The 14,116-nt window shown below is 40.7% G+C and carries 11 protein-coding genes; 2 read left to right on the top strand and 9 right to left on the bottom strand.

Annotation, left to right across the window (positions count from 1 at the left end; translation table 11 throughout):
• Positions 1-58: 58 nt before the first annotated feature.
• The 3 genes from map to FD50_RS05750 form a co-directional block, all read right to left on the bottom strand.
• A complete protein-coding gene (map, locus tag FD50_RS05760; protein WP_056960763.1) occupies positions 59-856 on the bottom strand; it encodes a type I methionyl aminopeptidase in 798 nt (265 codons plus the stop codon).
• 114 nt (positions 857-970) lie between these two features.
• Positions 971-1,834, bottom strand: coding sequence for a metallophosphoesterase family protein (locus tag FD50_RS05755; RefSeq protein WP_056960762.1), 864 nt, complete (start codon positions 1,832-1,834; stop codon positions 971-973).
• 577 nt (positions 1,835-2,411) lie between these two features.
• On the bottom strand, positions 2,412-6,065 hold the full coding sequence (locus FD50_RS05750; RefSeq protein WP_056960761.1) for an MMPL family transporter: 3,654 nt from the start codon (positions 6,063-6,065) through the stop codon (positions 2,412-2,414).
• Between the two features lie 206 nt (positions 6,066-6,271).
• Here FD50_RS05750 and FD50_RS05745 point away from each other — a divergent pair, with 206 nt between their 5' ends.
• Positions 6,272-6,865, top strand: coding sequence for a TetR/AcrR family transcriptional regulator (locus FD50_RS05745; protein WP_054756890.1), 594 nt, complete (start codon positions 6,272-6,274; stop codon positions 6,863-6,865).
• Between the two features lie 120 nt (positions 6,866-6,985).
• Here FD50_RS05745 and FD50_RS05740 read toward each other — a convergent pair whose 3' ends face one another.
• From FD50_RS05740 to FD50_RS05715, 6 genes are all read right to left on the bottom strand, one after another.
• Positions 6,986-7,192: a hypothetical protein gene (locus FD50_RS05740; protein WP_056960760.1), complete on the bottom strand. Its 207-nt coding sequence runs from the start codon at positions 7,190-7,192 to the stop codon at positions 6,986-6,988.
• Positions 7,193-7,271: 79 nt separating this feature from the next.
• Positions 7,272-7,619, bottom strand: a complete 348-nt coding sequence (locus FD50_RS05735; protein WP_056960759.1) for an ArsR/SmtB family transcription factor — start codon at positions 7,617-7,619, stop codon at positions 7,272-7,274.
• A gap of 193 nt (positions 7,620-7,812) precedes the next feature.
• Positions 7,813-9,432 carry an APC family permease gene (locus FD50_RS05730; RefSeq protein WP_420806262.1) on the bottom strand — a complete coding sequence of 540 codons (1,620 nt, stop codon included), beginning with the start codon at positions 9,430-9,432 and terminating at the stop codon, positions 7,813-7,815.
• 75 nt (positions 9,433-9,507) lie between these two features.
• Positions 9,508-11,031, bottom strand: a complete 1,524-nt coding sequence (locus tag FD50_RS05725; RefSeq protein ID WP_082610441.1) for a ClC family H(+)/Cl(-) exchange transporter — start codon at positions 11,029-11,031, stop codon at positions 9,508-9,510.
• 95 nt (positions 11,032-11,126) lie between these two features.
• Positions 11,127-11,768, bottom strand: a complete 642-nt coding sequence (locus FD50_RS05720; RefSeq protein ID WP_056960758.1) for a cation efflux transmembrane domain-containing protein — start codon at positions 11,766-11,768, stop codon at positions 11,127-11,129.
• Positions 11,769-11,886: 118 nt separating this feature from the next.
• Entirely contained in the window at positions 11,887-13,023 is a 1,137-nt protein-coding gene (locus FD50_RS05715; RefSeq protein WP_056960757.1) for an epoxide hydrolase family protein, read from the bottom strand.
• 510 nt (positions 13,024-13,533) lie between these two features.
• Between FD50_RS05715 and FD50_RS05710 the strand changes: the two genes are divergently transcribed.
• On the top strand, positions 13,534-14,073 hold the full coding sequence (locus tag FD50_RS05710) for a YagU family protein (protein ID WP_056960756.1): 540 nt from the start codon (positions 13,534-13,536) through the stop codon (positions 14,071-14,073).
• The last annotated feature ends 43 nt before the right edge of the window (positions 14,074-14,116 follow it).

The following is a 14,116-nucleotide window of genomic DNA, read 5'->3' as shown; positions in this document are numbered from 1 at the left end:
ATTCCCGCAGATTCTTGAGAATTCAAACAAACAAGCTTTTTATTAACTAATATTTTCTTTAAAGCAAATATTTTTGATCAAAGACATTATCTTGAGACGTCAAAATCTTAGGTCCTGTTGCAGTAATTGCAAGTGTGTGTTCAAATTGAGCGGCTAAACTGCGATCAGCGGAAACATAGTACTCCCAGTCAATTTTGGGCATAACTTTTGTCTCAATGTGACTCGAACCGCCCGCATTGACCATTGGCTCAATCGTAATCACCATTCCTGCACGCAATCGCAGACCATGGTGCGGACGCCCATAATGAAAAATATCAGGTTCCTCATGCACGGATGGCCCAATTCCATGGCCGATCAATTCACGCACATCACCCATGTGTGCTTGATTTTCCACATAATTTTGAATAGCGTACCCAATATCACCGACTCGATTACCAACTTGTGCCTGTTCAATTCCCAAGTAAAGCGCCTTATGGGTCACAGCAAGCAAACGCTCAATTTCTGGCGTGGATTCACCCACAACATAGGTCCAAGCTGAATCACTCTGATAACCTTGCCAATTAACGCAAAAGTCAACAGTTACCACGTCATGGTTTTTTAACTTCAAGCCCTTACGCGGAATTGCATGCGCCACCTCATCATTAATACTAATGCAAGTCGCATATTTATAGCCATCCACCCCTTTTTCCGAAGCAGTCGCACCATGTGCTTGAATAAAGTTATCAACTAATTGTTCAATCTCCCATGTGTCCATTCCGACAACAATTTTATCACGCAGCATCCGATGCGCTGCGGCTAGAATGGCACCTGACTTGTTCATTCCAGCAATTTCACGTGCCGATTTTAAAGTAATCATGTAACTAAAAAACTCCCTTCCCAAATTACCAATGAATCTATCCTACCACTTTTAGTAATTTTCAACAGCCCAATCTTCTTAGAAAAACTATCACTAACTTGCTGGTTTCTTAAATTAATGATCAACTTGAATTGATTGCAGGCTCGTAATAAATTCCTGTGCAACCCTGCGATATCCTAATTCTTCGTTGATCTTTTTTAAAAGTGGCTGATTATGCGTTTCAATTTTTCCAGTCTGAACATTTTTTTGATACAGCTCCATGTAAGGAAAATTTTGTGCTGCTGCTTTTTTGAGCTCGATTTCGCCATCATACGGAACTCGGCGAAAATCAACTTCAGTAATTCCCTCAGCAGTCACTGTCAATAACAAATAACTTGCACTCCGATTTTGCATTAACCGCGTCCGTGAAAAAAAGATTTCTCCTACAGAACCGGGATTCAAAATTAGCTGGCCTTGTTGTGTATATCTCCAAATGGGTGTATGTGTATGCCCATATAATGCCACATCGACCTTAGGATCAAGAGTTAGCTGGTCAAAATTGGCCTGCGGTTGTGTTGGCTGCAAAGCCGGTCCATAGTTTTTAGTAGGTAGATTATGTGTCAATGAAAAAATTCTGTTATAGCGCTGCTTTTGTGCTGTGAGGGGGAGTTTTAATAAACGTTGATTCCAGTACGAGCCTAAGTGTTCATACTCATATTTTGCAAGCATTACAAAATAGACATCGCTCGGATCATTTATATTAAAAACCTTTTTAGTTAGCACTTCATTATAGCTTGCTTCCCAGTTTCCCATTAAAAACTGTGTCGTATTTTGTTGCGCAAGGAGTTCAAAACATTCCTTTGAGTTTGCCCCTCCAAAACCGATATCTCCCAGTGACCAAAATTCAGCAGCTTTTTGTTCCAGTGCATCTCGAATTACAGCTTTCAATGCGGTTGCATTCCCGTGACTATCTGAAACGATTGCGATGCGTGAGTTCATCCTCAATTCCCCCAAACTCTTTATTAATTACTAATTTTGTACTGCGCACAAACCACTAGCTGAGTATAACATAAGTGCGACTAGTAAATCGAAGTGCCGACAAGCACCGTTAGCCTTTGAGCACGTTAAGATAGAAGTGCGTAAAGAGGCGTTAGGTTTTGAGGCTTAGAGTTGGATCACGGTGGTAACTGAACTTGTTACCGGTGTGATTCACTCTAAACACAGAAACCTGCCTTTTGGAGCACGTTAAAAGAAGTGCCGACACTCAGCGTTTAACCATCGCAGGCTAAGCCTTGAATTACAAAGTAACCTGATCTTGGTTACGCGTAATTTAGGCTTAGACACAGGAGGTTGCTGGTGGAGCACGTTAAAAGAAGTGCCGACAAACACCGTTAGCCTTTGAGTGCTAACAACAAATTACAAAATAGAGGGGCTGTGACAAAATTTAACCTTTGTCACAGCCCCTCTTTTATTCCGTCTGACTTCGAATTACTCATAGCAAAGTACTCGCTATGTTCGTAATTTCGAGTTAGCACACAAATTTTCTCGACTTATGTCACACTCTCGTAACCTTATTTTATTTTTGCTTTTTTTCTGTCTCTTTGAACTTCTCTTCATCGTCCATTTTATCCTTCAACGGATAAGTTAACCGAATAAGGCTTGGAATGATCGTTGGAATTGCAAATACCAAAATAATGAGACCGATGATCACAACCAGTGCAACTTGAATTAATGTCAACACACCTGATGGAATCAGTGCGGCAAAGGTCCCACTCAAAATTACAGCTGCTGAGATTACAACAGTTCCAATCACAGCTGAGGCCCGCACAATTCTGATAATTGGTGTCCCTGTAAAATTACCAAATTCGCGGTACTTCATCATTAAGAAGATACTGTAATCCACCCCTAAGGCAATCAGCATAATAAAGCCAAAGAATGGTGTATTCCAAGTTAGCATGCTCTGTCCAAGAAAAGCACTGCTGATTAGCTTCGTGATACTTAGGGACATCACATAAGCTAATAAGAGTGTCCCTAGGATATATAGTGGCTGCAACACTGAGCGCGTGATAACCATTAATGCAATCAAGATCCCGATTAACATAATAGTTGCAGTTCTCAAGAAATCATTTGATGCAGTTTGCTGCAAGTCATGAGTAGTCGAAGTCTGTCCTCCGATTGCGACCGTCGCACCAGCAAGTGCAGTGCCTTTCAATGATTTTTGAGCCTGGTCTTGAATAGTTGAAATCTTGTTCATCGCACTTTCAGAACTTGGATTTTCATCCAGAACAATCGTGATCTTCGTTGCATTGTAATTGCCAGACATATAAGCTTGCAAACTTTGTTTATAGGTCTTACCCTGCAAAACGCTCTTAGGAACATAATACGTTTTAGAAGCCGCAGAATTTTTCAAGCCTGTCAGATAACTATTGGCTGAACCAACACCTTGATTAATTTTCTGCGTTCCGTTGCTTGCAGTGCTGAGCCCGTTTCTAAGGGTTTGCATCTGGCCCACTAATCCTTGCAAAGAATTATACATCGTTTGTTGCCCACTATTGACGGTTGTCAATCCAGCGGTCAACTCACTCTGTTTTTCTGCTAACTGCTGATTGCCAGCAGCTAACTGTGCTGTCCCATTAGTCAGAGTTCCTGAATTTGAAGCCAGCTTATTTGCACCTGCAGTTACACTAGCAACACCGCTAGTATACTGACTTAACTGACTAGCCATCTCGTCTGTGCCAGAGCTCAATTGACTAAGCCCACTGGCAACTTGTTGTGAACCACTGGTGAGTCCTGTTTGCCCAGTACTTCCATTAAGTGCACTTTTAATCTGTTGCATTCCCTGAACAGCTGAACTCAATTTATCCAATGCCTGCATTGAAGCCGTGTTTGCTTGGATTGAACTAGCCGCCAGCTGATTGAGATTAGACAATTGTGATAATTGTGAACTAAGAGCATTTAATTGGTTCAATTCAGTGTTTAAGCTGTTTCCGGCTGTAGTAAGAGCACTAAGATCATTTTTCAAACTCGAAGCGGCGGTCGTTGCACCACTTAATTGCTGTACATTAGACTTTGCAATCGAACTCATTACAGTGGTTAAGGCAGCTTTTTGCTGTGTGTTTAATGCCGTTCCAGTCTGTGCAATTGCAGCAAAAATTTCATTTAACATTTTCTGCTGTGTAGCTGCATCCGAATTGCTGCTTGCTAGACTCGTTAACGCAGTCTGCAGCGTTTGCGCATCATTTTGCGCCTTTGTACTCGAACTCGTCAATGCCGTTGCAGTTGTTTTTATACCGCTAATATCCGGTAAATTGGTGCTACCGGTTGATTTTTCAAGTTGGGCCATTGCACTATTCAACTCGCCTAACTTGCTTTTTAGCTCCTGAATCTGTGCCGTATTGCCTGTCCCTGTAGCTGCGTTAACTTTACTTTGCAATTGTGCTAATCCGGCTGCTACTTGTTGCGAACCGCTTTGCAGCTTCGCGACACTACTATTAAGTGTCCCCACACCTGTCGTTATCTGGGACTGCTTGCTGTTCAAAGTATTGAGTGCGTTGTTGAGCGTATTAATTCCACTGGTATAAGTCGTGGTTCCTTGCTGCAATGCAGACGCCCCATTAGCAAGTGTCGTTGCACCACTACTTAACTGTTGACTCCCGGACTTAAGTGTTGCCGTCCCACTAGCCAACTGTTTTGCACCCGTAACACCCTGTTGCAAGTTTGCATTTCCTAGTTGCTGGTTGGCACTATTCAACCCAGTTCCAATTTGGTTTAACCCACTACTTGCAGATTTCATACCGTTAGTAACTGTCTTTAGCTGTTTAGTAACGTACAAGCTACTAATTTCAGAACCGCCTGGTTGTGTTACAGATGCAACTGTTTTTACACCAGCAATTTTCTTAAGCCTGCGTGTTAGCGCGTCAATCTCCTTCAAGTCTTTCTCATTGTTTAAAGGATGATTGGTTTTAATATACAGTGTTGAAGGCTCAGCTGTCCCTTTAGAAAAATGTTTCTGGACTACTTTAAAGCCCTTTTTAGCTGGAATCGAATCGTTTAATTCTGCAAGCGTATCATAGTTAAGCTCATTATGATATGTCGCAAGAAACGGAACCCCAATTACTAAGACAAGCGCGATTGCAATGAATGGATGCCTAACCGCTCGCGTGGAAATCCCGTGCCACAAACGACTACTACTGCCGCTACCAAAGTTCTTAGTCGGCCAAAAAAGACGCCGCCCTAAAATCCACATAAAAAATGGGTTGAGCGTCAATAAAACTAGTAGCAAAACTGCTACGGCCACTGCAACTCCCACTGCTGAACGATAAACAGAAAAATTGGCTAATCCTAATGCTGTAAAGCCAATCAAAACTGATGAACCACTATATAGGATCGTGCGTCCTGCAATCCGCAACGCATTCCTAGTGGCCGTAATCACGTCTTTTTCGCGACTAAGTTCTTCTTTATATTGATCAAACAGCAGAATATTGTAATCCGTTCCTATCCCAAATAAAACCACAACCATAAAGACTTGGGTGAAATTTGAAAGCGGAAAGTTAAATTTCTCAACAAGGTTCATCACAACACTTAACGAAATAATGAAAGATACCCCGACCGAAAGCAATGAAACAAGTGGCGTAATTGGCGACCGGAAAACCAAAGTTAAGATAATGAAAATAAAAATCACAGTGATTAACTCAGTCTTCTTTAAGCCTTGTTCTGTCTCTTGAATAAAATCATCATTCAAGATGTCGCTGCCTGTAACATAAGTTTTAACACCTTGGGTTTTAGCCCCAGAAGTGATCAACGTCTTCATTTTCTTAACGGTTTGTTGTTTGTCGACCATCAATTGTAACAATTCGGTTGACTTATCCTTCGAGATCAACTGTTTCTTGGTAGCAGCATTGTCATTAGCTGCTGTCACATCTTTGATCCCATACTTTTGCTTGCTAGTCTTAAAATGACTGACAGTTTGTTTAATTCTGTTCTTTTGTGCTGTTGTCAATGGCGAACTGCCATTATTAAAGACCACAACTACTTGACGCGTATTTCCCTGATCACGTCCCCAATTGTCTTGAATTACCTGTGCAACTTGGCTCTTAGCACTACTTGGCAGTTTCATCTGCCCCTTGTCACGCACTAACTGCCCCACATTAGGTAATAAAATAACTGCAGCACACATTATAAGAAGCCAGACAACTGCTTGAATTATGAACTGTTTTTTACTCCCTCTCATCTCGTGACTTCTCTCCCTTAAAATTTTTAGATTGCTGTCAAAATGTAGTACAACGTCGTGACATCTTTACAACAATGTGTTTAAATGATACTAATATGTTAGAATAAAGAAAGCTATTTTTCAACCAACAGCTAACCAACAGGTGTTTTTAAATCAACATTATTACTTAAATCGTTGAATTTATGCTAAAAAAGGAGCAAGTTCTAATGGCGGGAACAAAAAATAATCGACGTGTACAGATGACTAAACTCATAATTCAAAGCAGTTTAATTGATTTGCTACAAGAAAAAACATTGAATGCAATTACAGTAACCGAATTATGCAAAATTGCAGATGTCAATCGGGCTACATTTTACGCCCATTATCAGGATATTCCTGATTGTATGCATGAGATGGAGCAGGAAACGACTGAAAAATTACTGACCATTATTAATCGACGCACTAGTCCAGATTCTTTAAAAAATGTTTTGACCAGTATTTTAGAAGTCGTCAAAAAACGCTCAGCAGTCTCACTTTTTGTGCTGACAAACGATCCAGAATTCTTAACACAGTTTCTAACAAACGCTAAAAATGAGATTCTAAAAAATGACCACGAAATCAAGACATTCCCTTTTAAAAATAAAACCGAAGAACACTACATGTTTGAATATTGCTTAAATGGAATTATCGGCGCCGTTCGCTATTGGTTAAAAACCGGTCTCAAAGAATCACCCGAAGAGCTTGCAAGCTACATCGATAAATGGGTCTATGGTGATGAACAATTGCATTTTCGCAGCGTTGTTTTACGTGGAAAAGATTAACTACACCATCATTGTGGACGAAACACATCTTATCCAAAAATTGCTAGTCATCAAAAAAAATGCTCCAAGCAACTGATTAAATTCAGGTTTGCTTGGAGCAGTTCTTTTTACGCCTTGCTGCTAATCTATCCGATTGAAAACAACGTATTGACTCTTAAGCGAGATTTTACTAACTGTGTAACCATACGTCAGTAGTTCCTTTTTGTAACTCAAAAAGGAATGGTCCAATTCGATCCCCGCTATTTTTTTAATCTTCGCAAAGCTCAACTTAATCTCTGGTTCCCTTTTATTGCGAAAGTATGCCCACAAAGTATCATATTTGCTCATATTCTCGATCCTCTCCATTAACCTAAAGGAATTTGGGGAAATCAACTAGCCTGTGTCTCATACCTGGTACTTTCTTATCTTAATGGCCATGTTTTTGCCCACGCATCACATGATCTGCATGTTCAATCATTTCATTAATAACATCTAAAATATGGGGATCATCTAGGCGATAATAGTTCGCCTTGCCAACTCTATGTGCACTGACCAGTTGGTGCTGCCGTAAAAGCGCTAATTGATGCGAAATTACTGACTGCTCAATTTGCAGTAAATGCCCGATTTCTCCCACATTTAATTCTTTTTGTTCTAATACATTCAGCATTTGAAGCCGAATTGGATTGCTTAACAGCTTAAAGATCCTTTTAGATTCGGCCAAATGGCGCTCATCAATCAATTGGACCTCAGTTTGGACGTGTTCTTTTCTCTTCACGTAGAAATAACGCCTCCTCACTTATAACGTGGTCTACTGAGCTTCAGTTGCTTAATAGCGCTTAAGCTCTGCGTCCCAATCTAACTACATGCTATCACATAACCGCATATTTGCCTGCTTTTTCTTTTAAAAACAATCCAAAATTAGCAAATTTGAAATTCAAAGCGTAAAAACAGCTAAGCTGCAAACGAAATTATTTCTCCTCTTGAGAGGATTTTTGACCGCCTTTTCTTTTGGTCAAGTTGTTAACTCTTTTTGCCTGTTTAAAATACTTGGTAAATAAGCGGCTTTCTGTCCCCCAATGATAAAAGAACAGGGAAACTACTATCACGACCAGAAAATCAAAAGGATACGGAATAATCCCCAATCCGTTAAAATCCTTGCTGCCAATGAACGAAATCAAGGTTAAGAATGCAAGGTAGAAAATCATCCAGAGACTTCCTGCAATTTGTTTTTTAGTCTTAAACCAATCAGTTTTCCATTCATAATAAATATAAAATGGAAGCCCAATCAAAATCACCTGAATCGTAGTCGGCCACATTGCCCAGTAAACTGCTAGTGAAGAAAGTACAAAGGCTAAAGGTGCCATAAATTTTAAGTTAGAATTTTTAACTGGTCGATTAAACTCCGGTGCCATTTTACGGAAGGAAACGACTGTCACCGGACCTGTTAAATAGGCAATCAGTGTCGCTGTGGAAATTACACTTGCAAGTGTTCCCCATGAACGGAAAATCGAAACGAGCACCATACTCAACAGTGAATTTGTGACAATTGCTACTCGTGGAATTCCAAGGTTTTTATCAACTTTCCCAAGAAAATGTGGAAGATGCTTATTGTCGATCATCGCAGCCAGCGCACGCCCAGTTGAAGCTACAAACGAAACGCCAGTTCCAAAGGGTGACACAAAAGCATCCATGTACAACAAGACAGATAACCAATGAATTCCCAAGAGAATTGCTAAATCGGCAAATGGTGAATTAAAATTGATGCCGCTCCAACCTGCTTTGGCAATTGTTTGCGGTTCTAAGGCAGTAATAAAGACCGCCTGTAATAAAATATAAATTACAGCACTGATTAACAATGAAAAAACGATACCTCTTCGAATATTCATCTTAGGGTTTTCGATTTCACTGCCCATATTAATGACCGTTTGAAATGCATTAAACGAGAAAATAATCCCTGAAACAGTTGTTGCTCTAAAGATTGCCGAAGACCCATACGGCATAAATTCATGCAGGTTAGTTCCAAAATTTTCAGGATGAAAGCTTGAAAGAAAGAGCATTAGAATCGTCAGCACAGGAATCCCAATCTTGAAAATTGAAATAAAGCTTGTGAATCTAGTCAACAAAGAAACTGACCAGTAATTAAACAAAGTAAAGATAATGATAAACAGAAAAACTACGAGCAGCCCTGTAGTAGTGATTGTGCCATTCTTAATAAAAGAATGGGTAAAACTTGCCCAACTCCATGGCCACGATCCCATATATTGAACAGCCGCAACTGCTTCAATTGGGATTAAAGTAATTAAAGAAATCCAGTTCGCCCAGGAGGCGATGAAACCCAATAAAGAACCGTGTGTATATTGTGCATACTTGCTCATTCCACCTGATTCTGGCAGCATCGTTCCCAGCTCGATATAGTTATACGCGATTACACCAATAATCACGGCACCTACGAACCATGAAATAATCGCAGCCGGGCCTGCGACTTTAGTTGCTTCCCATGATCCAAAAAGCCAGCCTGAGCCGATTAACGACCCGAGTCCAAGCATCACAAGGCTAAACAAACTGATTTTCTTACTTTTTGCGTTAATAAAATACTCACTCCTTTAAAAATTGACAATACACGTTTAAGTATAACACAATCTCTAAAGACCTCATGATGGTAGTTAATTCAGGCGTGCTAAAGCGGTAGAAACTGCTGCTGCGGTCGTTGCAGGCACAAGCAAAATTAACTTATCACCGGGTTGAATTATTAAATCCCCTTTACCTAATAATTCATTTCCGTTGCGCACCACTCTGGTTAAAATTACCTGTGTTGGCCACGGAATCTCCTTAACTTCCCGATCAGTAAAACTGCCTGCAGGTGAGACACTAAGTTCAACGCGTTGCAACTGAGGCTTTTCTCGTTCCTTTAAAACGGTGTTCAATCCAATTCTGGCAGCTAGTGACTCATATATAGGTGCCCCACCTAAAAGATCAACGAAGAGGTAGGCAATCAAAGAAACAAATGCCAGCGGCAAAAGGTGTGCAAGCGAACCGACCATTTCAGCAATTAATAAAATTGCAGTGAAAGGCGCTTTACTGATACAAGCAAAATAGCCTGCTAAAGAAAAAATAATGATATTAGGCAGATAAACTGCTGGCAAAAGCTGCAAATTAACTGCACTCCTGCCGACTGCCAGCCCGATGATTGCTCCAAGGGTCAGAATTGGCAAGAAAATTCCACCCGGACTTCCGGAACCAAACGAAACAGCTGAGAGCACAAAGCGCACTAAAAAAAGCAGCAAAATAATTTGCAAATTGCTGTTACTTAGTGGCAACCCTTTGATTAAATTTTCTCCGCCTCCTAATAAGGTCGGTGCCCAGATTCCAAGTGGTAAGATGGCAACAAACATTACAATCGACTGCCATTTGCGTGGAATCCAACGCAAAAAGCGATAAAAAATTCCGGTATTCAAGGTCACTTGCTGGTAAATAGTCCCTAAACCGCCAAGCAAAAGTCCCAATAATACTAAGATCCAATAATAACGTAGTGGGAAACTTGCACTGTAGTGAATCGCAAGTACCGGTTCAAGTCCAAAAAAGTGATCTGTCACCAAATCAGCAGCTAAAGCACCGCTCAAAGCCTCAATCCATAACAAAACTGAAAAGCTATGCGCCACTTCTTCAAGGATAAACATTGTCCCGGCTAAAGGTGCACCAAACGCCGCAGAAAGTCCTGCGGCTGCCCCAGTTGCCACTAAGAGGCGCCAGTCAGCCTTAGACACTTTAATTTTTTCTGCATAAATCTGTCCAACTGCAGCACCGAGTTGCACAGAAGGCCCCTCACGTCCAAGGAATCCACCAGTCCCGAGCGCTAAGCTGCCAGCAATGAACTTGCTGATTAAAACAGAAACCGGATTCAGTTGCAGGCGATCTACTAATTGCAATTCAACTTCTGGTATTCCTGAGCCCATAATATGTTTTTCATGGGTGATAAACAATCCAATTATCCAGGTTAAACATAGCAGTCCAAAGACTACCAGACATGCATCATAAACCGAAGTTCCAGCTAAATGATAGCAGAATTTCCAAAAAACTAGGAGTTCGCTAATCGTGTAACGAAAAGCACTCACAACCAAGCCAACTAAACTTCCAACGATAACTCCGCGAAAAACCGCCCTAATTCTAATCAAATCTCTTTCTTTCATAATTATGTATTTATCTCCTGTAAAAACTATTACATCTTAATCCAATTAAAACACAAAAAAATAAAATACCTGCTCCAATGCAGCTACTTTATCTTCTATTCGTCCTTTTTTTCCTGTGCTAATCCCTCATGCAGCGCTTCGCGGCCTTCATTCATAATGAAATAGCATAAAAATAAAGCTGCTGTCGCATCCAGCCACCACCAGTTAAATAATGCTGTAAACAAGGTCCCGATTAGCACAGTTGCAGCCATATACGCGCAGGTAATATTACACATCCCATCCTCAATTAAGGCTTTCGAATGCAAAGCTTTGCCTAGACTTCTTTTTTTGTGTACTAAAAAAGGCATTAAGAACACCGCAGAAACCGCCAGCCCGATTCCCATCAGACTATCTTGCGCCCCTTGATGTGCAGTTAAATCATAAATTGAAATACTAAAAATATAAATTCCAAGCAATAGCAGCACACTGCCAACCACTAAAGATGACCGACGCTCTGCAATTTTTATGTCACTTTCAGTCATTCCCGCAACTTCCGCTTTGTGTAACCGCCAAATCAATGTCAATCCGGCAATAATTTCAAGCAGACTATCAAGCCCAAAAGCAATCAAGAGAATGGAACCGGCCCTTATTCCTGAATAAAGGGCCACTAAAAATTCAAGAAACATCCAGCCCACTGAAAAATATTCAGTTCGCAAACTTTTTTGTAGTAATTTACTGTAACTAGTTTTTACTTGCATGTTCAGACCTTCTTACCGCTGACACGACAGCTTTGCATGTTTTTTATTTCATATGTGCATATTAGCATTAAAATTACTTACAGTAAATCAGGGCAGGCTTTAGCTTTGGGTTTAATATTTACAGCAACTTGAGCTTATGCGTAAAGTCAAAAAGGTCGGTTGCATATTCTTGGGGATTTTCCCAAGCAGTAAAATGACCACCAGATGACAACTTAGTCCAGTGAATCAGATTAAAGTGAGCTGCTACCCAGTCCTTGGGCGGTAACAAAAGGTCTGCCGGAAGTCGACATACTCCCGTCGGTACGGCAAGTTTTCCCAATGATTTAAGCTGGTGGGCATTCTCATAGTAAAGTCTGCCTGCAGTTGCACTTGAATTTCCGAGCCAATAAAGCATGACATTCGTTAAAAGCTCATCAAGTTTCCACGTTGTCTGACTATCGCTCCAAGCATGAAATTTTTCTAACAACCAAGCGGCCAACCCGGCAGGTGAATCTGCTAAGGCAAATGCGAGTGTCTGCGGCTTAGTTGCTTGCAAATTCATGAATGCAGCTTCCGTACGCAACCACGTCTGAACCTTTTTTTGATAAACGCGTAAATCTGCTTGATCATCTGGCTGCGGAGTTAAAAGTTCCCTAATAATGCCAACATCATTTAGATAAAGACCTAGCAAGTTAGCCGGGTTATCAGCTGCCAAATAACGTGAAATACTTGAACCAAGATCTCCACCTGCTGCAATAAATTTTGAATATCCTAGTTCTTCAGTCATCAGTCTCTGCCACAATGCTGCAATTGTAGCATTGTTAATTGCGGGAACGGCCGCCGGATAATTAGAAAAACCAAATCCAGGTAAAGAAGGAATCACCACGTCAAAGGAAAACTCCTGTCCGTCTGCAAACCTTCTCTTTTTGGTCAAAAGCGGCAATACTTTAGTGTAGCGTAAGAAACTATCCGGCCATCCATGTGTTAAGATGATCGGGATCGAGTTTGAACTTGCACCACGTTCATAAATAAAATGTACTCTAAAATCACCCAGAACCGCCTGAAAATTCTTGAAGCGGTTAAGTTTGACTTCCTGTTGCTGCCACCTAAACTCAGTACTCCAATAACTGATCAGTTTCTGAAAATAGTCACCACTCATGCCCTGATCCCAGTCAGACATCTCTAATGCCGCTGGAAGCATGGTTTGCCGGAGCCTTTTTTTGAGAAAAACAAGTTGCTCTCCTCCGATTTTAATTGTTAATGGTTCAATTGTCATTCCAATCCCCCCAATTTCTGCTAAGATGCTGCAACTATTTCGGCAAGTACTTTTTCTGAATATTGTGTCCTTGTTGCTTAAAGGACTTGCCCCACCATAATTTATCATTTTTTCAGGAATATTTTTAAAGGTGATCGGCGACTTTGCATCTAGGAGCAGACTCAACGTTTCAAGCTGGTTACCTTGGAAAGCAAAATAATTTGAGCGCTAGTCATCTCCAGTATAGACTTGTACTCCTGTGGCAATGCCTTGCCAAATACTTAAAGTGTCCAATTCGTTTGCTAAGCATGCCTTGATTCGTAGCGAACTTAACCTCTATTATAAGATTTATGTTAACCTTAGCATAAGAATTTTTCACTAGCAAAAGATGCGCTTAAAGAGGTCTTGTGACTTTTTTAGTTAATTATTATAATAACCAATGTTAAAGCTTTAGTTGCAATCATCATACTTGATAAAAAAATCACATAAACCTATAATGATCACTGTTCCTAAATTAACGAGGTGAATATCATGTTTCAAATTTCTAAACCGCATGCTCCATTTGGTGCAATTGTTGCCAAAACACTTTGGTATGGTTTAATTGCTGGAATGATTTCCGGAATGGTCAAAATTGGTTGGGAAACATTGCTCCCACCACGAACTCTAGCCCGAAACGCCACAAATCCACCGCAGCATTTACTTGAACAGCTTGGGATGTCGCATGCAACAACGCATGCATTTGTGTATTATTCTACCGATCAGAAGGACTTCTATGTTGCTCTTATTATTCATTTCGCCTTCTCAATCGTTTTTGCAGCCCTATTCCTATTTCTCGCGCAGTACTGGAGTAAAGTTACACTCTGGCAAGGTGCAGCTTATGGGATTGCTGTCTGGGTAGCTTTTCATCTGATTATTATGCCTGCAATGGGGACTGTGCCCGCAGCGTGGAACCAGCCATTTGATGAACATTTTTCTGAGTTCTTTGGTCACATCGTCTGGGCTTGGTCAATTTATGCAGTCGGTTATTTTTTGGCCGCAAAAGACAAAAAACATACTCTTGAAAATCTCTGAGGAGATAGTTACTAAAAATTAAGGGGCTGTGACAAAAGTTAAA

Origin of the sequence: Liquorilactobacillus satsumensis DSM 16230 = JCM 12392 (assembly GCF_001435195.1) — a bacterium.
In the GTDB taxonomy this organism is placed as follows: Bacteria; Bacillota; Bacilli; order Lactobacillales; family Lactobacillaceae; genus Liquorilactobacillus; species Liquorilactobacillus satsumensis.
This window is presented reverse-complemented; position numbering and strand designations above follow the sequence as displayed.

Coding starts and splice junctions, on each gene's coding strand:
- map (WP_056960763.1), bottom strand. CDS start 856: ATGATTACTTTAAAATCGGCACGTGAAATTGCTGGAATGAACAAGTCA.
- FD50_RS05755 (WP_056960762.1), bottom strand. CDS start 1,834: ATGAACTCACGCATCGCAATCGTTTCAGATAGTCACGGGAATGCAACC.
- FD50_RS05750 (WP_056960761.1), bottom strand. CDS start 6,065: ATGAGAGGGAGTAAAAAACAGTTCATAATTCAAGCAGTTGTCTGGCTT.
- FD50_RS05745 (WP_054756890.1), top strand. CDS start 6,272: ATGGCGGGAACAAAAAATAATCGACGTGTACAGATGACTAAACTCATA.
- FD50_RS05740 (WP_056960760.1), bottom strand. CDS start 7,192: ATGAGCAAATATGATACTTTGTGGGCATACTTTCGCAATAAAAGGGAA.
- FD50_RS05725 (WP_082610441.1), bottom strand. CDS start 11,031: ATGAAAGAAAGAGATTTGATTAGAATTAGGGCGGTTTTTCGCGGAGTT.
- FD50_RS05720 (WP_056960758.1), bottom strand. CDS start 11,768: ATGCAAGTAAAAACTAGTTACAGTAAATTACTACAAAAAAGTTTGCGA.
- FD50_RS05715 (WP_056960757.1), bottom strand. CDS start 13,023: ATGACAATTGAACCATTAACAATTAAAATCGGAGGAGAGCAACTTGTT.
- FD50_RS05710 (WP_056960756.1), top strand. CDS start 13,534: ATGTTTCAAATTTCTAAACCGCATGCTCCATTTGGTGCAATTGTTGCC.